At 34.9% G+C, this 20,369-nt stretch carries 15 protein-coding genes, 1 tRNA gene and 1 pseudogene; 6 read left to right on the forward strand and 11 right to left on the reverse strand.

Translation table 11 applies throughout. The features are described from left to right. Positions 1-156 precede the first annotated feature (156 nt). The 4 genes and pseudogenes from RC62_RS00515 (at position 157) to RC62_RS00525 (ending at position 2,656) form a co-directional block, all read left to right on the forward strand. Positions 157-597 (forward strand): KTSC domain-containing protein, encoded by a 441-nt coding sequence (locus RC62_RS00515; protein ID WP_041515768.1) that lies wholly within the window; start codon positions 157-159, stop codon positions 595-597. A 259-nt stretch (positions 598-856) separates the two neighbouring features. Then, positions 857-1,618: a DUF4369 domain-containing protein gene (locus tag RC62_RS00520; protein ID WP_055091564.1), complete on the forward strand. Its 762-nt coding sequence runs from the start codon at positions 857-859 to the stop codon at positions 1,616-1,618. A gap of 18 nt (positions 1,619-1,636) precedes the next feature. After that, a pseudogene (locus tag RC62_RS23220) lies at positions 1,637-2,023 on the forward strand (peroxiredoxin family protein); the annotation flags it as partial. A 552-nt stretch (positions 2,024-2,575) separates the two neighbouring features. Next, positions 2,576-2,656: transfer RNA gene (locus RC62_RS00525), tRNA-Tyr, on the forward strand. A 233-nt stretch (positions 2,657-2,889) separates the two neighbouring features. Here the strand turns inward: RC62_RS00525 and RC62_RS00530 are convergent. Next, positions 2,890-4,641 (reverse strand): alkaline phosphatase D family protein, encoded by a 1,752-nt coding sequence (locus RC62_RS00530; RefSeq protein ID WP_055091566.1) that lies wholly within the window; start codon positions 4,639-4,641, stop codon positions 2,890-2,892. 419 nt (positions 4,642-5,060) lie between these two features. Between RC62_RS00530 and RC62_RS00535 the strand changes: the two genes are divergently transcribed. Next, a complete protein-coding gene (locus RC62_RS00535; protein WP_055091568.1) occupies positions 5,061-8,378 on the forward strand; it encodes a TonB-dependent receptor in 3,318 nt (1,105 codons plus the stop codon). Between the two features lie 249 nt (positions 8,379-8,627). Next, positions 8,628-9,173, forward strand: coding sequence for an AAA family ATPase (locus RC62_RS00540; protein ID WP_055091570.1), 546 nt, complete (start codon positions 8,628-8,630; stop codon positions 9,171-9,173). Between the two features lie 134 nt (positions 9,174-9,307). On the opposite strand, the gene RC62_RS00545 is transcribed toward RC62_RS00540, so the two are convergent. From RC62_RS00545 to RC62_RS00590, 10 genes are all read right to left on the reverse strand, one after another. Further along, on the reverse strand, positions 9,308-10,411 hold the full coding sequence (locus tag RC62_RS00545) for an alkene reductase (RefSeq protein WP_055091572.1): 1,104 nt from the start codon (positions 10,409-10,411) through the stop codon (positions 9,308-9,310). A 72-nt stretch (positions 10,412-10,483) separates the two neighbouring features. Beyond that, positions 10,484-11,440 (reverse strand): polysaccharide deacetylase family protein, encoded by a 957-nt coding sequence (locus tag RC62_RS00550; protein WP_055091574.1) that lies wholly within the window; start codon positions 11,438-11,440, stop codon positions 10,484-10,486. A gap of 12 nt (positions 11,441-11,452) precedes the next feature. Further along, on the reverse strand, positions 11,453-11,944 hold the full coding sequence (locus RC62_RS00555; protein ID WP_055091576.1) for a nuclear transport factor 2 family protein: 492 nt from the start codon (positions 11,942-11,944) through the stop codon (positions 11,453-11,455). A gap of 34 nt (positions 11,945-11,978) precedes the next feature. Beyond that, the gene (locus RC62_RS00560) at positions 11,979-13,352 is read right to left on the reverse strand and encodes an alginate export family protein (RefSeq protein ID WP_055091578.1); all 1,374 of its coding nucleotides are present in this window, start codon (positions 13,350-13,352) and stop codon (positions 11,979-11,981) included. Between the two features lie 35 nt (positions 13,353-13,387). Then, complete coding sequence (locus tag RC62_RS00565) at positions 13,388-13,648, reverse strand: hypothetical protein (RefSeq protein WP_055091580.1); 261 nt, start codon at positions 13,646-13,648, stop codon at positions 13,388-13,390. Next, positions 13,645-14,406: an MBL fold metallo-hydrolase gene (locus tag RC62_RS00570; RefSeq protein WP_055091584.1), complete on the reverse strand. Its 762-nt coding sequence runs from the start codon at positions 14,404-14,406 to the stop codon at positions 13,645-13,647. The genes RC62_RS00565 and RC62_RS00570 overlap by 4 nt, the downstream gene beginning before the upstream one ends. Positions 14,407-14,550: 144 nt before the next feature. After that, a complete protein-coding gene (locus RC62_RS00575; RefSeq protein ID WP_055091586.1) occupies positions 14,551-16,314 on the reverse strand; it encodes an amidohydrolase in 1,764 nt (587 codons plus the stop codon). Positions 16,315-16,322: 8 nt separating this feature from the next. Further along, positions 16,323-17,342 (reverse strand): alpha/beta fold hydrolase, encoded by a 1,020-nt coding sequence (locus RC62_RS00580; protein WP_055091588.1) that lies wholly within the window; start codon positions 17,340-17,342, stop codon positions 16,323-16,325. Between the two features lie 45 nt (positions 17,343-17,387). Further along, positions 17,388-18,176, reverse strand: coding sequence for an alpha/beta hydrolase (locus RC62_RS00585; protein ID WP_055091591.1), 789 nt, complete (start codon positions 18,174-18,176; stop codon positions 17,388-17,390). Positions 18,177-18,410: 234 nt separating this feature from the next. Further along, on the reverse strand, positions 18,411-20,360 hold the full coding sequence (locus RC62_RS00590) for a sigma 54-interacting response regulator (protein WP_055091593.1): 1,950 nt from the start codon (positions 20,358-20,360) through the stop codon (positions 18,411-18,413). Between the last annotated feature and the right edge of the window lie 9 nt (positions 20,361-20,369).

Raw genomic sequence — 20,369 nt, forward strand, 5'->3', positions numbered from 1 at the left:
ATTACTCTTGGCATTCAAAATCAAAACTTTAGATATTTTCAGAATATTTTTTGCATCAAAACTAAAAAGTTAAAAAAAAGTGTACCTTTGCAAAAAATTTGTCTTTTGAACAATTAATTTCAATTTCAAACTAATAGACAAGTAGTTACCTTATTTATGAAAAAAATAGTTGAATACCGCAAGTTACTAAACGTAGACAAAACTGCAGAGTTAAAAGATTTAAAAACAATCTATCGTAATGCGATGAAAGAATCTCATCCTGATAAATTTCAAGGTGATGATGCAGGTTTGAAAGAAGCAGAAGAAAAAAGTAAGGCTATCATTGAGGCTTATCACTTTTTGGTAAGCATTAATCCTGAGACGATTAAGGCTAATTTACCAGAATACACAGAGACTATCGCAACTTCATCAATTACTGATTATAAATTTGTTGAAGGTCGTTTGATCATCGATTTCTCTAACGGAAGTGTTTATGAATACATTAGTGTTCCTAAAGCAACTTACGTAAAAATGGTAAATGCTGATTCTCCTGGAAGATTCGCAAAAAGACACATTCTTAACTCTTTTACCTGGAGAAAGAAAACAAATCAAGAATAGATTTACACTAAAATATTTACTAAAGCACTCTCTTACCAGAGTGCTTTTTTTATGCGTAAAAATTAGAAAATTATCTATTTAGATTCATAATAACGATATAATTAAGAGTTTTAAATCAAATCAGATCAATAAACACGCTGATTACATGCGAATTAACCTAAAAAAAACTATAACAAAATTTTAGGTTACAAAATTCTTTATGTTTTATAATTTTAGATACTTTTGTTGCACAAATCAATTAACTAATTAATTTTTTATAATGAAAAAAATACTTTTTTTACTAACTGCTTCTGTAGCGATTATTTCATGCAGCAAAGTTAAAGACGGAGAATACCTAATTACAGGAACTGCAACAGGTATTGAAAACGGAAAAACAATCATTCTTCAAGGTCAGGATCCTACTACAAAGATGGCAGTATCTCTTGACACAGTAAAAGTTGAAAACGGAAAATTCGAAATAAAAGGAAAAGTAACAGAACCAGCATTTCATACTTTAATCCTTCAGGGTGCTAACGGACCTATCCCATTTATATTAGAAACTGGAGAAATTAGCATTGCTATTGATAAAGACAGTATTCATAAATCTAAAGTTTCAGGAACTTACAACAATGATGAGTATGTAAAATTCAATGAGGATTTAACTAAAACTCAAAAAAGTTTAGTTGATTTTCAGAAAAAAAATACTCAAAAAATGCAACAAGCTCAACAAGCTCAAGATACAGCAACTATCAACGGTTTGATGAAACAATACATGACGCTACAAACTGAAGTTCAGGAAAACTCTAAAAAGAAATATTTAGCTTACGCTGAAAGTCACCCAAAAGCTTACATCTCTGCTTTGATTATTCAAAGTATGATCGCTGATCCAACTGCTGATATTAAAAAAACTGAAAGCTTATACAATGCTTTAGATGAGTCTTTGAAAAACAGTACTCCTGGAAAAGAAATTAAAGCAAAATTAGGTCAAGCAAAAATGCCTGCAGTTGGTGCGTCAGCAGCTCCTGTTGGTAGCCCTAACTGAAGAGCAGATTTTTCAGCTCCTAATCCGGAAGGAAAAGTAGTATCGCTTAAACAAAGTTTAGGTAAAGTTACTATCGTTGATTTCTGGGCTTCATGGTGCGGACCATGCAGAAAGGAAAACCCTAATGTTGTAGCTATTTATAAAGAACTACACTCAAAAGGATTAAATATTATTGGTGTTTCTCTAGATAAAGAAAAAAGCAAGTGGACTGAAGCTATCGCAAAAGATGGTTTAACATGGACACACGTTTCTAACTTAAAATTCTGGGAGGAGCCAATTGCTAAACAATACGGAGTAGAATCTATTCCGGCAACTTTTATTCTTGATGCATCAGGAAAAGTGGTTGCGCAAGACTTAAGAGGTCCTGAATTGAAAGCAAAAATATTAGAGCTTTTAGCCAAATAATATCAATTTTAAGAATAAAAAAAATCTCCCTAGTGGAGATTTTTTTTTGTTTAATTCTATAAATAAATTGAAGAATAGTTTGAGATTCAATTTTAGTGTATGAACATCAAAGACTTTTATAATTTTTTATAAGTGACAAATACTATTTATTAAAACAATACAATAGCAGCCCTAAAAAACCAACTTAAAGAGATTCTAATTATAAACATCAGTTTCTGGATTATCCTTTTGAAAATCTATTGTAAAAAATGTGAAGCAGATCTATTTATGTTGTTAAACTTTTATGATTCATCAGGAAAATTGGCTGATCCGGACTTAAGAACACCAAATTAAAAACAAAAAACGCCTAACAAATACTAAGGAATAATCTTATATTTTTAAAAACTTTAAAAAAATATTCCTACGAGAGGTTTTTTATTTTATTCAATTCCAACGAATTAAAAAATAACTTTAAAATAACTTAAAATTAAGTTCATTTTTTGTTTGTAAACATGAAAAACGTTCCTATATTTGCAACCGCTTAGAACAACAAAGCGCACTAACGCTGAGATCGGGGAGATACTCAAGCGGCCAACGAGGGCAGACTGTAAATCTGCTGTGAAAACTTCGCAGGTTCGAATCCTGCTCTCCCCACTAAAAGTCCTAATGAAAATTAGGACTTTTTTTATGGATAAAATTTAATACTAAAAATTCTAATTCAAAAAATGCTTCTGCTGATTTTGTATTACATTGATTAACACATCTACATTTAATTTATTCAAATGGACAGTATAAAAAAATCGGAACACGATTACTCCTGTTCCGATTTAATTCACTCATTTTTTTGACACTTCTTAAAAAAATTCAATCAGTACCGATTGAGTTTTCTATGCTATCGTATATTTTTTTTCTGTTACAGTAGTGGTAGTTTCACTTGTTACACTATCTACAAATCGCCATTCAGCTTCAGAACCAGATGACGTAAATTTAAGATACGTATATCCTCGCTTATACAAATTTGCATATTCTAAATCATCTATAAGTACTGTAAATGCCTGTGCTAACTCTATCGCTTTTGAAGGGTCTGAGCTAATTCCAAGATAAGCTTCCAGTCCTGGTGATGAAACAGAACTACAGGCTATTTCAGTTCCTATATGATTTCCCTTCATATCAGTAAGTTTCCCCATCCATGCATTATGAGTATCTCCGGCTAAAACCACAACATTTTTCCCGGAAAGCATGGCGTACAGTTGTTCTCTTTCTGCAAAATAACCATCCCAGGCATCTAGATTATACGGCAAAGTTGTTGTAACTCTCGCAATTTCCTGAGCTGTTAAAGAAGGGTCATTTTGTTTATGTCTCATTTTAATAACAACAAGTGCAGAGATTGCACTAATAAGAGCTTGCATGGTCGCTGGCTGCGCACTTCCAAAATGATCTACTTCTGCCAAAACCTGGTTCAAAAGCAGCAGCAACTCTGCAGGAATCAGCATTTTTGTCATCAGGATCTGCTGGCCTAATACTTTCCATTTAGCAGTATCTGCACTGATCTGTGATCCCAGCCATGTCATTTGTTCGGTTCCAATTAATTTTCTGCTCGTGCTTAACAGATCCGTTTTAAATTTTGTCTGATCAAAATTTCCGCCATTATCAATATAATCAGCATAACTCATTTGCTTATCCCTTGCTATAACTCTGGTATCCATCATATAAAGTGAAAGAATATTACCGAAATTAAAACTTCTGTAAATTCTAAGATCTTTTCCTGTTTTAAGCGGAATATATTCACTGTAGGCTTGAAAAGCAGCCATTTTTCTCATCTGAAAATCTCCTTCGGCCGGCTGATGGTTTTCTGCACCGGATTTATAAGAATCATTAGCAAACTCATGGTCATCCCAAACACATATAAAAGGTTTTTTCTGATGAAGAAGCTGAAGATTTTTATCTCCTCTATATTGTCTGTATCGTTCTCTGTAATCACTGAGACTTGTAATCTCCCTGGCTGGTTTATGTTCTCTTCCCAGTGGATTGGTAAAAGGATTTGTTCCATACTGTCCTGGTGCATATTCGTATATATAATCTCCAAGATGAACCACAACATCAGCATCAGAAGAAGCAATCGCTCCATACACATTAAAAAGTCCTGCCGGAAAATTAGAACAGGAAACAACAGCTAATTTAATATCATTTACACTATCTGTTTTAGACGGCAGAGTGCGTGTTTCTCCGGTAATAGTAACCTGTTTGGTTTTGGCATTATAAAATCTATAATAATATTTTGTATTAGAAGAAATATTCTGAACATCTACCGCTATTGTAAAATCATTCATTGAAGATGCTCCCGCCTGCCCTTTTCTTGTTACTTCAGAAAATGCGGCATCCTTACTTATCTCCCAGGTAATTTCAGCATCTGCACCTGCTGAATATCTCGTCCATATAATCACTCCGGTTTCAGTAGGGTCAAAACTGGCTACTCCTGTCTCAAACCCTTCATTTTTCATTCCATCCGGAGCACCGCTGTTATCTGTATTATCATCGTCATTGCAGCTTTCAATAAGTGGGGCGATGAAAATTCCTCCAGCAACCAATAAAGAGTTTCTAAGAAATCTTCTTCTGCTTAAATCATTGTTATTTTCCATAAAAAAATTTTTATATCAAAAAAACGATTTAATATTATAAAGCAAGTTATGGCATTTTTAACATTACCTTTTATTAATATTAATAATCTATTTACTATAATAAATTATTAATATTTCTTGATTTTTTCATACTTAGTTTAAACTTTTTTACTACCCAGGACTTAATAAATCAAAGAACATCTAATGGATACTTTGCGTACTGCACAAGATAATTTCGAGATAAAATATAAGTTAAAGGACGAAGCAGCAAGTTTACTATAAGTTTTATAATATTCAAGTGCCAACCATCTTCTACACGCTCAAAACAATAGATTTAGCTATTCGTTACTAATAAATACATTTTGTTAACAATGTGTTAACATTACGGACTTTAATTGTTATAATTTTGCCAAAAACTAAACTGTAACAAAAGACAAAAAATGAAAAAAATTATTTTTATTTTGATTATTTTTCTATCAGCCCTTGGTCACGCTCAGGTAACGAGCTCAGCGATGTCAGGGAATGTTAGATCAAACAAGGGGGAAGCTCTTCCTGGGGCAACTGTTGAAATTATTCACAAACCAACAGGAACAAAGTACTTTTCCACAACTGATTTTGATGGTGGATATGCTGCACAAGGTCTAAGACCAGGAGGTCCTTACACTATTAAAGTAACCTATATTGGCTACAAAACAACAGAAATAACTGATATTAATGTCGGTTTAGGTAATAACGTTACTGTAAATGTTAAAATAGACGAAGAACAAAATGCTCTTCAGGAGGTTGTAGTTTCAACAAAATCAAAAGGAAACTTTAATAAAGGAAGAACTGGTGCTTCGCAACAGTTTTCAAATAGAGAAATTGTTGCAGTTCCAGTATTAGGGGCCCGTTCAATTAACTCTGTTACAAAATATAATGCCAATGCCGGAGCAAATGGAACTTTTGGTGGTCAGGATTCAAGATTAAATAACTTTACAATTGACGGTTCTGTATTCAATAACGGATTTGGTCTGGGATCAGATTCACAAGCTGGAGGTAGAACTGGTTCTACTGCAATTTCATTAGACGCAATCGAACAATTACAGGTAAATATTGCTCCTTATGATATTCGTCAATCCGGATTTTTAGGTTCAGGTATCAACGCTGTAACAAGAAGTGGAACAAATGAATTTGAAGGATCTGTTTATACTTCTACAAGAAGCAATAAAAAAGATTTTATTGGTACACATGCAGGTGCTGTAACAATCAAACCGGGTAAGTTTGAAGAAAAAATATTAGGAGCACGATTTGGAGCACCAATTATCAAAGATAAATTATTCTTCTTCGGAAACTTTGAAACTATTGACAATACAAGCCCTGCTACGAACTTTACTTCTACAGGCTCTCCAAATCCAAGCGGTCAGAATTCTCTTCCTACATACACGGAAATGCAGACTCTTTCTAACTTCATGCAGGAAAAATTTGGATACACTACAGGTCCATGGGAAAACTATGATTCATCAAAAGAATCAAAAAAATTCTTAACCAGAATTGACTGGAATATCAACGATAATCATAAGCTTACAGCTCGTTATGTATATCACGATTCCTCTTCTGATCAGTTAACTTCTAACTCTAACTCATTAGGTTTTGGTAACAGAACAAATAGCGGATTAGCAATGTCTTTTCAAAATAGTGGATATACTATTTTAGATAACACCAGATCTATCGTATTAGAATTGAACAGTAAATTAAGCAATTCATGGTACAATAACTTCATTGGAGGTTATGATAAACAAATTGAAGACAGAGGTTTAATTGGTGGCGGTTTATTCCCTACAATTGATATTAAACAAGGTGCTGCTACTTATATTTCAGTTGGTTTGGATCCTTTTACTCAAGGAAACAAACTTTCTTACTCAACACTTCACTTTACAGATAATTTAACAAAAACTATCGGAAAACACTCTTTAGTATTTGGTGCTAATTTTGAATATTTCAAATCAAGCAACTTATTCTTCTCAGGATCAAACGGGGTTTACGTTTTTAACTCTTTAGCTGATTTTTACACTGCTGCAAATCAATCTTTAGCAAACGGTGGTGCTCCATCTAGTGTAACTCTTACTTCTCCTGCTCGTTTTCAGTACAAATATTCTGCTTTACCAGGAGGTGCTGAACCAATGCAAATACTAAAATCTAACAAATTAGATTTGTATGCTCAGGATGAAATGAAATTAAGCGACAAATTTAAATTAACTGTTGGTTTAAGAGCTTCAAGAGTTTGGTATGCGGATACAGCATTAGAAAACCCTACAGTTACAGCTATGACATTTGCTAATGGCGAAAAATTTAATACTGGTACAATGCCGGATGCAGCAATCTTATTCGAACCAAGAGTTGGTTTCAACCTTGACTTAAACGGAGATGCATCAACAATTGTTCGTGGAGGTTCTGGAATATTTACTGGTAGATCTCCAGGTGTATATTTATCAAATCAAATTGGAAACAACGGTGTTCTTACAGGTGTTGTAGATGTTAGTGGTGCTGCTTTAGTGGCAGGAGGATATGGTTTTACAGCAAATCCTTCAAAATACTTTACTCCGGCTACACCAACTGCTCCATCAACTTTTGACTTGTCATTTAATGAGAAAAAATTCAAATCTCCTCAGGTTTGGAAAACAACAATGGCGGTAGATCAAAAACTTCCTTTTGGATTTACATTCACAGCTGAAGGAATACTTCAAAAGAATATCAATGCTATCAATTATTACAATGCTAACTTCGATGGTCCTGTTGGAACATTTAGTGGTACTGATAACAGACCAAGATATTCACGTAATGATAACGGAACACGTGTAAATGATAACGTTTCAAATGGTATTGTTTTAGCAAACACTGACGACGGATATTTTTATTCTACCACTTTTAAATTAGAATACCCTTATCAAAAAGGTCTTTGGGGATCATTCGCCTATACACACTCTAATGCTACAGACTTAATGTCTCCAGGATCAGTTGCTTCAGGTTCATGGACAAGTGCAAGATCTGTAAACGGAAATAACAACCTTGAAGTTTCTAATTCAAATAACAATACTCCAAATCGTTTAGTTGGAGTTATAGGTTACAGAATTGAATATGGTAAAACTCTTGGAGGTGCAACTTCTATCAACTTGGGTTATATTGGAGAACAAGCTAGTCCATTTACTTACTCATATAGTGGAGATATGAATGGAGACAGAGTCAATGGTAATGATTTACTATATGTACCAAATAGCGCAACAGAACTTCGTTTTGCTCCTCTTACAGTAACAAGTTCTCCTGCAGGTGGCCCTGTTACTACAAAAATTTATACAGAAGATGAACAAAGAGCCGCATTTGATGCTTACATTAATCAGGACAAATACCTTCGTACAAGAAGAGGACAATACGTTCAGAGAAATGAGTCTACTTTACCAATGTTACACAGATTAGATTTATCTGTTACTCAGGATATATACATCAAAATCAAAGGTAAAAAGAACAGTTTTCAATTTAGAGCTGATATCCTGAACTTTACAAACATGATCAATAAAGATTGGGGAATTTCACAAAGAGCTACAAATCCAAACGTTTTAGCTTTCTCTTCTGCGACAACGGGTAATGTGCCAATTTATACAATTGCAACACAAACTGATCCTGATGGAACAAGATATTTAATTAAAAACACTTACCAAAAAAATTCATCAACATCTGATGTTTGGCAAGCGCAATTTACACTTAGATATACATTTGGTAATTAATTATCTTAGGTTCTAAGTAATAAATAAAATATGAAAAACGGCATTAACTTTTAGTTTAATGCCGTTTTTTTTATAACATATAGTCTTGTCTTCTAGTACTTGTACTACCCGATTAGTTCAAATTCAATCTTATTTTATTAAAAGCTATATAACCCAAAAATCAACAATCTATTTTTTACACTAAAAAAAATTAATTATCTTTTTATTTTTTTAAGGTTCTATTACATCTATTTACTTAATTTCTATTTAATGAATATTCTTATTTTTGGCGCTTCAGGCAGCGGCGTAACCACAACTGGAAAAATTTTAGCCCAAAAATTAAACAGCGACTATTTTGACAGTGACGATTATTTTTGGAAATCTTCAAAAATACCTTTTACAGAAAGATATGATGTTGAAGAAAGAAATAATAGGATAAAAAAAGATCTTCTAAATTCTAAAAGCTGGATTTTAGGAGGCTCTGTTTTCGAATGGGGAGAAAATGTTTTTCCTGATTTTGATTTGGTTGTTTTTTTATGGCTCCCTGCCGACCTGCGAATTGAAAGGCTTAAAAAAAGAGAATTTGAAAGATATGGCAACATTATCCATACTGAACCTGAGCGAATTTTAAAATTTAAAAAATTCATTGAGTGGGCAGCAGACTATGATAAAAAGTCCGGTATTGCAAATCGAAATTTTTACGCTCATAAAAAATGGATGAAATCATTAAAATATCCCATTTTAAAAATTGAAGGTGATTTGAGTATCGAGGAGCGCATCCATATGATTTTATTTAAGATTAAAATGATTTCTTAAAAGACATGTTTCAATATTGGAGTCTCTTAAAATCCAGTTTTTTATACTATTATTCAATATCTATTGCAAGTATTTTAAAATTCATATTGCACAAAACAGCTGGCATATCTTTTTCGATTTTGATCTTAATGACTTCAAAAAAACGGATAATCAGTATAACCTCTTGCTTCACCCCCTCCAAATAAAGTATGATTATCTGAAATTTTGTTTAAGCTGAAATTTTGTTTTACTCTGGCAGGATAATCAGGATTGGTTAAAAAATTTCTTCCAAAACCAATTAAATCAACTAAATTATCTTCAAGTAAATTTTCACCTTCATCAGGAGTTTTATTACCTGTCGCAATAATCGTATTTTTAAATATATCCCTAAGTTTAACCCTAAAATCAATTGGAATTTGAGGTGCATCATCCCAATCTGCCTCACAAAGATGTATATAAGCAACATCTAGTTTGCTTAATTCAGCTGCGGCAAGCATTATGGTTTCTAAAATTTCAGGATCATTCATATCCTTAAAGCTTATAAAGGGCGAAAGTCTTATTCCTGTCTTTTCTTTTCCTATTGCATTTGCAACTGCACCTGAGATTTCAATTAGCAGGCGAATTCTATTTTCCATTGTGCCTCCGTACTCATCTGTTCTTTTATTACTGTTGCTTCGTAAAAACTGATCGATTAAATACCCATTTGCACCATGAATCTCGACACCATCAAATCCGGCCTCAATAGCATTTTCTGCTCCTTGTACAAATTGTTTAATTACGGTATCTATCTCAGTTTTGGTCATTTCTCTGGGTTCTTCTACCGGAACAAAAGTTGCATCTCCGTTTGGAGCACCGTCAAAAATATAAACACTGGTATTTTGGGCTGTTAATGCCGAAGGAGCCAAAGGCTGCAAACCGTTAACTTTTGAACTGCTGATTCTGCCAACATGCCACAATTGAAGAAATATTTTACTTCCCTTTTTATGAACAGCATCTGTGGTTAATTTCCAGCCTTTAATTTGTTCAGCACTGTAAATTCCGGGCGTCCTGGCATAACCTTTCCCTTGTTGAGATATCTGGGCTGCTTCTGTAATTATGATACCAGCTGAACTTCTTTGTGCATAATATTCAGCCATTAAGGCGTTTGGTATATCACCGGGCTGCGAGGCTCTTGAACGGGTCATGGGAGCCATTAAAAAACGGTTTTCTAATTGAATTCCGTTTAATTTATATTGTTGAAATAATTTCTGATACTTCATCTTGATTATTATTTTAATAGGGTTATTTTTAATTTTGTTTTTAAAATCAAATAGATAACGCTTTTGTCTGAATCATTCACGTATGATGCTTTTATCCTCATAAGCCATTTGGGCAATCTCATCTTTTCGTCTAAAACTAACACCTTTATGAAGTTGTATATAAGTAATAATTTCTGTTGCTGCTGCAACCATTTGCGGTGTCCCACCTATGCGATCGTGAAAACTTATTGACATTTGTCTGCGTTTTTTTTCAGATTCTTTATAAAGCTGATCGAATTCCATAATAACCTGACGCACAAACTGATCTGCGCTAAAATTCTTTCCTTCAATCAAAACAATATCGTTACAGCGAATCGTGTATGGAACCACAGCAAAATCATTTCCTTTTACTTTTATTAAAAACGGTTCATCGCGGCTTAAGTCATCAATATGATATTTAAAACCCAGTTCCTGCAAAATTTCCAGTGTATTGGTGCCACGTCTGAGCCAATTGGCATTATACCCAACAGGTTCAAAACCGGTTACTTTTTTAATAGCATCGGCACCATCTTTTATAAACTTTTTTTCTGTTTCATATGGCATCGAATATTCCGTTGCCCAATCCATTCCGTGAGCCGCAGCTTCGTGTCCTCTTGCTACAATCTCTTTGGCAAGTTCCGGATTTTTTAATACTGCAGAACCCACCATATGTGAGGTCACTTTGATCCCAAACTTATCCCAGTTGTCCAGCATTCTGGGAATTCCTTCCTTATATCCATACTGATACCAGGATTCGCCGGGAAGATCAATAAATCCTTTCTGCATGTTTTGCGGAAACGGACTTTCAGCATTTACAGGCTGTCCTCCTGCTTCAAACTGCATCGAAACGGATACGACCAAACGTGATCCGTCAGCCCATTTCGCATCCGGATTTTTATTCGTGAATCCTTTGTCTATTTTGAGATCGCTTGCTGACAATGTGTTTAAAGGCAGTAAGCCAGCTAAACCAGCCAGACCCGCCTGCTTAATAAATGTTCTTCTGTCTTTCATCTTATTGCTATTTTATTTCAGCGCTTTTTCAATAATTAATGTCTCTTCATACAATGAAAATTTCGAAATCAGATTATTTTCTACTGTAATATGAATTGCCAGCGGCATCTTAAAATGTTTACCTGTTTTCTTTACCGTTCTTTCTATAGTACCAAATACAGCTACTTCATTTCCTTGCAGTAAAAAGGACTGAGCTTCCAGCTTTTCGCTTCCATCAATAAAATAACCGAAGAGCGTTTTAAATAACGCTGCAACTTCTGCGCGTTTAGAACGATGTCCTGTCCAGGGCATGTATTTAGATTCGAAAATATACCAGTCAACATTTTCTGCAACCATTGAGGCAATCTTGTCCGGATTTTTTGCCCCAACATATTCAAAGAATTTATCAACAGTTTGTTTTGTCTGAAGTTCTTTCTCAGAATATTCTTGTGCCTGTACTGAAAAACCAAGTAGCAGCATTAACGCTATTAATTTTATTTTTGATAACATTATAAGTTCTTTCATAATAATCAATTTTAATTGTGATTTGCTTTACCGCTTAAAAATGAAGCTGCATGGTAACTCCGGTAAAGAATATATTTTTACCGGTACCGGATGCTTTGATATAATCTTCTGCTTTAAACCAGGTTGCTTCAAGTCTGAAATAAAGATATTGATTGGGTTCCCAGACGATTTCGCTTTCCAGCTGATTTCCTATTTTCTTTTCTGTTGTAGTATCTCCGGGATAAATTAATGATGTGTTGGGAGCATAAATTCCGTCGTAGCCGCTGTATCTCCAAAACATATCATAATCAATAATCCAATCTATATTTTTGGCAACTTCAAAACTCAAAGAAGGGTGAAAATCAATTAAATTGGAAGGCCCAATTACTGATGCAAGTCCAAAATAGGCGCCTCTTGGAAAAAGCGGATTAAAAGTCTGCAGACTTGAATCGCCTTCTTTTTTGTCTCCGCTAATTACTTCAGTTTTAAAGCCTATTTCCGGACGAAACTTTACCTCATTAAAACGATAACCTCCATTAATAGAAGCCGTCCAGGCATTAATGCTCTTTTCTGCCACATCTCCAAATTGAAAAATGACTTCACCATCATAACGCCAATTCTTAGTTTTCCCCCAAATGCGGGTTCCTAATGAATGTCTTTTTTCTTTTCCTGCTGCATCATTAAAAGCTGCATTTGCTCTTTGATATCCCAAATAATACACATCGATATTTTTGACGATTGGTACTTTATTAAAGACAAAATAACTCCCCCACAGTTGTCTGTCTTTATTCGATTCATCGTCAAAAATACCATCGTGCGCCACTACATAATGAGTGTAAAACAAATCAGCTGTTAAATTTTCCCCGCCTATGATTGCTTTTAGTCCATCAAAAGACTGCCTGTTATTGGGCCCTTCCCTAACCGCAACCAAACGTTGTGATCCGTAAGTGAGTTCCTGCCTTCCTGCTCTTAAAATAAATCTCTTACTGCCTTCGTTTATGATATCAAAATCAGCAAAAGCCTGATGTACTTCAAGCGGATTTTGCTCAACAGGATTCGGATCAATTCTTCCGTCTGCCGTACTGCTTTGTACCTGAACAAAAGTCCTGAAGTACTTTCCGGCATGAAAATCGGCGTGAAACAAATATCTTCCTAAAACATACCCATCGTTATCCTGCGGACCGTCTCCCCAATTTTCATTTTTAGCATAGAAATATTGAAACCGCATATCGCCCCCAAAACTGATATAGGTATTTTTAGAAGAAGAAACCGGCAGGAATTTCATTGTTTTATACCAATCATTGCTTACTGTATCATGCTCCAGAAAACTATAATTTTCATCGAAACGAAGTGATTTAAAATCAGGATAGCGCTGTGCAAATCCTGATATTGAAATCAATAAAACCAGTAATAGTATCTTGTTTTTCATAAATAAAATTTTAAACATTACCAGCTTGTTTACTGTTATTTAGCTGCGTTTTGTTTGATATCCTTGTACGCATTTGGAATATTGAAATTAAAATGCAGCCAGTTAAAAAGTTCATACCCTTTATCGAATTCCTTCATGGTTACCGTTGCTTTGGTTTCGTCTAAAGTGAGTCCTTTTTTTACTGCTTTTTCAACATTAGTCTGTAAAGCAGTAACATAATCGATTGTATATTTGATTCCGGCTTTATTAGTAATACGTCCGTGTCCGGGAACTACAATATCTTTATCAGAAATCATATTGTAAATTTATTCAGGTTTTGAACCGGTTCTAAAAAATACCCGTCAAAAAGCCACGGAATAGCCGGGCTTTCGGCAATAAAAGGATTTCCTGCCCATAATACATTACCAGAAGCTGATTTGAGATATACAAAAAGATCTGCCGGAGACTGTGCCGTTCCCACATTGATGATTTCTACAATTTTGCCGCCGCCTAAATCTAGTTTCAAACTTTGATTTACAGCAATCGTAAGATCAGCGGGACGATACACACTTTGCTCTATCCCGCGGTCTTTTCCAAAAAGCATGATCATAAATTGTTTGATTCCCTCGTAATTTTTAGCAAGGTTTTCTTTGCAGAATTCGTTTTGTATTAAAATAGTTTCTTTTGGAAGCAGATAATTTCCAAAACAGTGATCTCCGTGATCACTTGTATTTACAGCATAAACAATAGGTTTTTGGGTAACAGAACGAATTAATTTATACAATTGGTCATACAACCTTTTGCTTAACATAGTTTCGATTAGCAAAACTCCTTTCTCTCCCACAATAAAACCCGCAGAAGTTGCCTGCGGAATTCCTTTTGTAGTTTCGGTTTCAGTTGTTGATGGTGATACGGCATAAACATTTTCAGCTATTTTATGAAGCTGTAATGTTACTTTATTGGCATCCCAAATTGGAACTTCGGGTGGCATAGGCATTTGCGCATACGTATTTTGTGTCGAAAAAAAAGCGACTGCAAAAAGTATAGCTACTAAAATGGTTTTATAATTTTTCATAGTTTAATATTATAATGTTTTAAAAATTTGCCCACGGATTGAACGGATGAAACAGATTTTCGCAGATGAACTATAAAAAAATCAGTATCAATCTGCTTAAATCCGCGTCATCTGCGTGCAATTCTCATTTCATTTATGGTGCTATTATCTCTGATAACCGCCAAAGTATTTTACAGGAGACCAATCCGGAATTATGGCAGGAATCTGCGGGTTTAGTTCTTTATATGCTGCAGAAGCGTAAACAATTTTACCATTTACAACTGTGAGTACCGATTCGATTTTACGAACATCATCCGGTTTAACCGAAAAATAATCGTCTGATAAAATTGCCATATCGGCGTACATTCCTTTTATTAATTTTCCTTTGTCTTTTTCTTCGCCGGAAAACCATGCACTTCCTGAAGTGTATAATTGTAAAGCAGTGAATTTATCCAAAGTCTGATCTTTAGGCCAGAACTGCATACCACCAATTGTTTTTCCTGTAAGGAGCCAATGCAGTGACATCCATGGATTGAATGTTGAAATTCTGGTTGCATCTGTCCCTGCTCCAACCGGAATGCCCAATTCTAGCATTTTTTTAATTGGAGGAAGCTGTGTTTTTGGAGCTCCGTACAATTTATTATACAATTCTCCCTGATAATACATTCTAAACTGCACTGCAATACCGCCGCCTAATTTTTTGACACGATCCAGTTCTGATGGTGTAATGGTTTCTGCATGATCAAAGAACCAGCGTAATCCGTTAAACGGAATTTCCTTATTTACTTTTTCAAAAACATTCAGCATTCTGTCGATAGATTCTCCGTAAGTTGCATGAAGTCTGAAAGGCCATTTGTTTTTAGCTAATAATCGAATAATGGGTTCCAGATCTTTTTCCATTTCATCAGATAATACGATTCTGGGTTCCAGAAAATTTTCGAAATCAGCCGCCGAAGCCACAATATTTTCTCCGGCACCTTCTTCGACATAACCATTTGCCACAATCAGATTGTCATTTTTATTGATTTGAGTTTCTGCAACCCATTTCTCATAATCTTGTAATTCCCTGCCTTTTTGCTGCGCAAATAGATAATAGGAAATTCTAAGACTCAGTTTATTTTGTTTTGCTAGTTCAAGTGAAGTAACATAGTCTGCCGGAAAGTTTTGACTTCCGCCGGCAGCATCAATTATACTTGTAAGTCCAAAACGGTTGAGTTCGTGATTATACTGGATCGAACTATTCAAACGCTCTTCAGGTGTTAGCTTTGTTGTAAGTCCCAAAGTCATATAAATTGCTTTTGGCGTTTCCTTCGCATACATTAAACCTGTTAAATTTCCTTTGGCATCCTGTTCCAGAACACTTCCTTCGTATTTAGTATCTTTTGTATACCCCAGAACTTCGATTCCTTTTTTGTTTAGAAAAGCTTTTCCGTACAAATAGGTAATAAATACTGGTTTATCAGGAACAGCAGCATTTATTTCATCAATTGTTGGCTGTCTTTTTTCTTCAAACTGAAATTCGTTCCAGCCGCCAATTACCTTGGTCCAAACACCATCCGGAGTTCTTGCTGCTTGTTCTTTCAGCATTTCCATAGCTCGTTTTAAGGTTTTTACACCATCCCAGCGCAACTCAGAGTTGTAGTTTAGACCTTCCCGAATAACATGCATATGACTGTCGTTAAGTCCCGGAATTACCGTTTTTCCTTTAGCATCAACTAATTTTGTTTCCGAAGATTTATACGCAGCAACTATATTTTTCTCTGTTCCGGTATCCAGAATAATTCCGTCTTTTATTGCAATTGCCTGAACAAATTCTCCTTGTTTCTGCATTGTTGCAATTTTTCCGTTGTAGATAATCAGATCTGCTTTTTGCTGGGCCTGAGCTAGAAGCCCAGCAAAAAGTGATACTGATAACAATAATTTTTTCATGATTTTAGTTATTTAGCCAGGAAAAAGGCAAGTAAATCTTTTTGTACCTGTGCTGTGTTTTCCTGAACAAGCCAGTGACCTGATCCTGCAATTTTAGATTCGGATACATTTTCTGCCACTAATTTGGAATGCTCTTTTAAGAAAGCTGCGGCAAAATATTCTCCTCCCATAGCCAATAATGGCATTTTAAGTTTTGTTTTTGCAAAAACCAGATTGTCTTTTCCGTCTTGTGGAAAAGCTCCAAACCATTTAAAACTTGATTTTGCACCATCTTTAACAGAATATGCCCTGATAAATTCAGCTGTTTCCTCAGCTGTAAAAGCATCTTTCACGTGCCCTACTACTGGCCAAAAACTCGTTAAAAATTCTTTTTCCTTCCCGCTCACAATATCTCCTGAAGCTGGCCATGCAAAAAATCCAAACCACCATGCAGAAGCTGAAACTTGCGACCAAACTGGTTCTATACCAGGAAGCAAGGCATCCATTAAGGCTACTTTTTTAACTTCGCTTCCGTATTGTGCCGCATAAGCATAAGCCACCATAAGTCCGATATCGTGTCCTGCCAGATTTATATTATTATAGCCTAATTTTTTTACCAGTTCGTGAATATCTGATGCCATTGTTTTTTTGTCGTAACCACCTTCTGGTTTATCCGATTCGCCAACACCTCTTAAATCCGGAGCGATTACAGTAAAATGTTTCGATAATTCTGGCAATAAACGATTCCACATATACCAGTTCTGACCAAATCCGTGTACTAAAACAAGCGGATCTCCTTTACCGCCTATAACGTAATGAATTTTGATTCCGTTTACATCAGCAGTAGCATGTTTAAAATTTGAAGGCGGGTTTGCAGGTTCAGCCTGAGCCGTTTCAGTAGATGCTGCAGGTTTTGATTCCGTAACAGAAGTTTCTTCTGCTTTTTTATTGCAGGAAATTAAAGTTAACAACAGAATTCCAAAGGTCAATAAATGGGTTGTGCTATTTTTAAAGTTTAAAAATGCAGTTTTTAATAAATTCTTTTTCATGATTTTTAATTTAATTGGTTAATAAATAATTGGTTATTATAAATATTATACAGGCAATTTTGCGATCCATTCTTGTATGTAGACGGCAATTTCCTGCCAGCCGGGCTGATTTAAGACAAAATGGTTTCTTTCTGGAAAAACCTTAAAATCCGTAATTGAATTTTTATGAGTATATTTTTTGTAATTGGAATAATTGAGTGATTCCGGAATAGTATGATCTGTCGAACCTGCAATGATTAGCAATGGTTCATGCGGCGCATGAAAATCTACTTTTGCGGCTGATGTTATGGTATCGCGAACGATTAATTTAGATTCAGGAATAACGGAGTCGCAATAGGCTTTATCCTGCCACTCTTCGGGCATTCCGTTTGTAAATGCATATTGCCACTGACTAAAACTCATTAAGAAAGTTTTTTTTGCAGAGGTAAAAAAACCAAGCGGTCCCCATCCGGCTTTTAAAAATGAAAATTTAAAGGTCATGATTCCTTGAGGAGGAACTGAATGAATGGCAATTGCAGCCGATGCCAAATTACGCTGCAGGAGTATCTGTGCAGTAAGTCCTCCAATAGAGTGACCAATAATAATGGGCTTTTGAGGAAGGTTTTTAGCAATGTCCTCAAAATATTCGATTAATTGAGTTAAACGCAGACTCGCAATTTGAGGGTCTGGATGGCGATCGCGTAAAACAGTTGCAGGGGCATCTTTATACGGCCAGGCTGGAGCGAGAGTTTTAAAGCCTTTACTTTCAAAAAAGACTTTCCATTCATCCCAGCATCTGTGGCTTACAAATGCACCTGTAATAAAAAGTATTGTAGTAGGGTGTTCAGTCTGCATAATACATGTTTTAATGTTTATGCCAAAGTCTAAACTAAAACCGAACCTTTTTTATAACCAACTACAAATCAATTAATTATAATTATTTATGAAATTCTGAACAACTATATTTCGTCGTACAACGAAAATAAAGCAACTTAATATCGTTTATGAAGTTGTGAAATGTGAGATGTAGTTTAAATCACATTTAGTTTTATGACGTATATTACTTTTAACAGTCAACTTCTCAGTTTTTTAAAAATGACTTCTCTTTATGCCTAATTTCTGCATTCTTGAGGCTAATGTTGTGGGTGGCAATCCTAATATTTCTGATGCTCCGCCTGTTCCTCTAATTCTTCCGTTACATTTTTCGAGAACATTTATAATATGTTCTCTTTCATTTTCCTGAATCGTTTTAAAATACCATTCATTTGACTGGTTGTTTATTTTAACTTCATCAAAAGCCGGAAGCGGAATGTGTTCAATAGTATCTGTTTTTGCTAAAAGAATGCTTCTTTCAATAAGATTTTCAAGTTCCCGAATATTTCCCGGCCATTGGTATGCTAAAAGGCTTTTTAAAGCGTTTTCTGATATTTCCGTCACATTTTTTCCCGTTTTAGAACTATAGACAGCAATAAAATGACGGGCAAGTAATCCTATATCTTCTTTACGTTCACGCAATGGCGGCAGCTGAATAGGAAATACATTTAACCTGTAATACAGATCCAGCCTGAAACGGCCATCGGCAACTTCTTTTTCAAGATTACAGTTGGTAGCTGCAATGATACGCACGTTTATTTTTATAGAAGTATTTCCTCCAACGCGTTCAATTTCTTTTTCCTGAATGGCACGCAGTAGTTTCGCCTGCATTTCTAAAGGCATATCGCCAATTTCGTCTAAAAATAATGTACCGTTATCTGCTTGTTCAAACTTGCCTATTCGTCTTTCTGCCGCACCTGTAAAAGATCCTTTTTCATGTCCGAATAATTCAGATTCTATAAGACTTGGAGGCAATGCAGAACAGTTGATTTTTACAAAAGGCTGATTTTTTCTATTTGAGAGCTCACGGATACTATGCGCAATACTTTCTTTTCCGGTGCCGCTTTCTCCGGTAATCAAAACGGTTGTGTCTGCAGGAGCGACCTGCAAAATATGATCAAATATTTTTAGCAGAACAGGACTTTTTCCTACGATAGATTCAAAACCTGCAATTTTTATATTTTTCTTTGTATTGTGATTTACAGCAGAAGAATCTTTTTGGTTTGCTTTTTTATCATGACCAATTAAATTTTCAATTGCATAAATTAAAGGTTCCTGAAGTCTGTCGCATAATGTTAGGTGATTTTTATTGTAATTATTAGGCTGTCTGCTGAAAAAAGACAAATAGAGTCCGCCATTTTCAGTAAGTGATAAAGGTGCGGGCAGCATGAGATTGGATTTCATATTCATTGAATTTGCAAACATCTTTTTAATTGGTGTTTTATCGCAAATTTTTATAAAATCCTGATCATTATAGAAAGTAGCTTGTGTTTCGACTTTGCTTTTACTTCTTAACTCATTTATTTCAGATTCTTTTAAGGCGGTAATATTCTGCAATTCTTCAATTCCTATTCTTTGATATTCGTGTAAACCAGTTCTGGCATAACCTAAAACTTTGTTGGATAATTTATTGTCCATATAAAAAACAGCCATTACAAGATCAAAAGAAATAAGAGACTGTAAGGCCGTAATAATATTAAGCACCCTGTCATCCCATGTATCGCTTTTGGCTACAATTGTTTTTAATTCTTTTTGAAACAAAAGCTCTTTTCGAATCGAAGATTCAATTCCGTGTTGCTGATGGTATTCCGCAATTTCAATTGTTATTAATAAATCTTTTTCTCTGAAAGGTTTTACCAGAAAACCATAAGGATGAGTCAATTTAGCTTTGCTTAAAACTTCCTGATTAGAATTAGCAGAAAGATAAATAAAAGGAATATTGTCTTCTTTCAATATTTCGGCAAGATCAATACCGGTTTCTTTTCCTGAAAGAAAAATATCCAAAAGAACCAATTCTGGTTTTTCCTGAGCAATATAATACCTGGCATCTGATACAGAACGTGCCATTCCAACAATAGTATGTCCCGCTTTTTTCAGCATTAATCGCAAATGATTCGCCTCAACGAACTGATCTTCAACAATGAGAATTTTTAGTGGTTTAGCCATTTTAAAATC

The sequence above is a fragment of the Flavobacterium aquidurense genome (assembly GCF_001404985.1).
GTDB classification, from domain to species: Bacteria; Bacteroidota; Bacteroidia; order Flavobacteriales; family Flavobacteriaceae; genus Flavobacterium; species Flavobacterium aquidurense_B.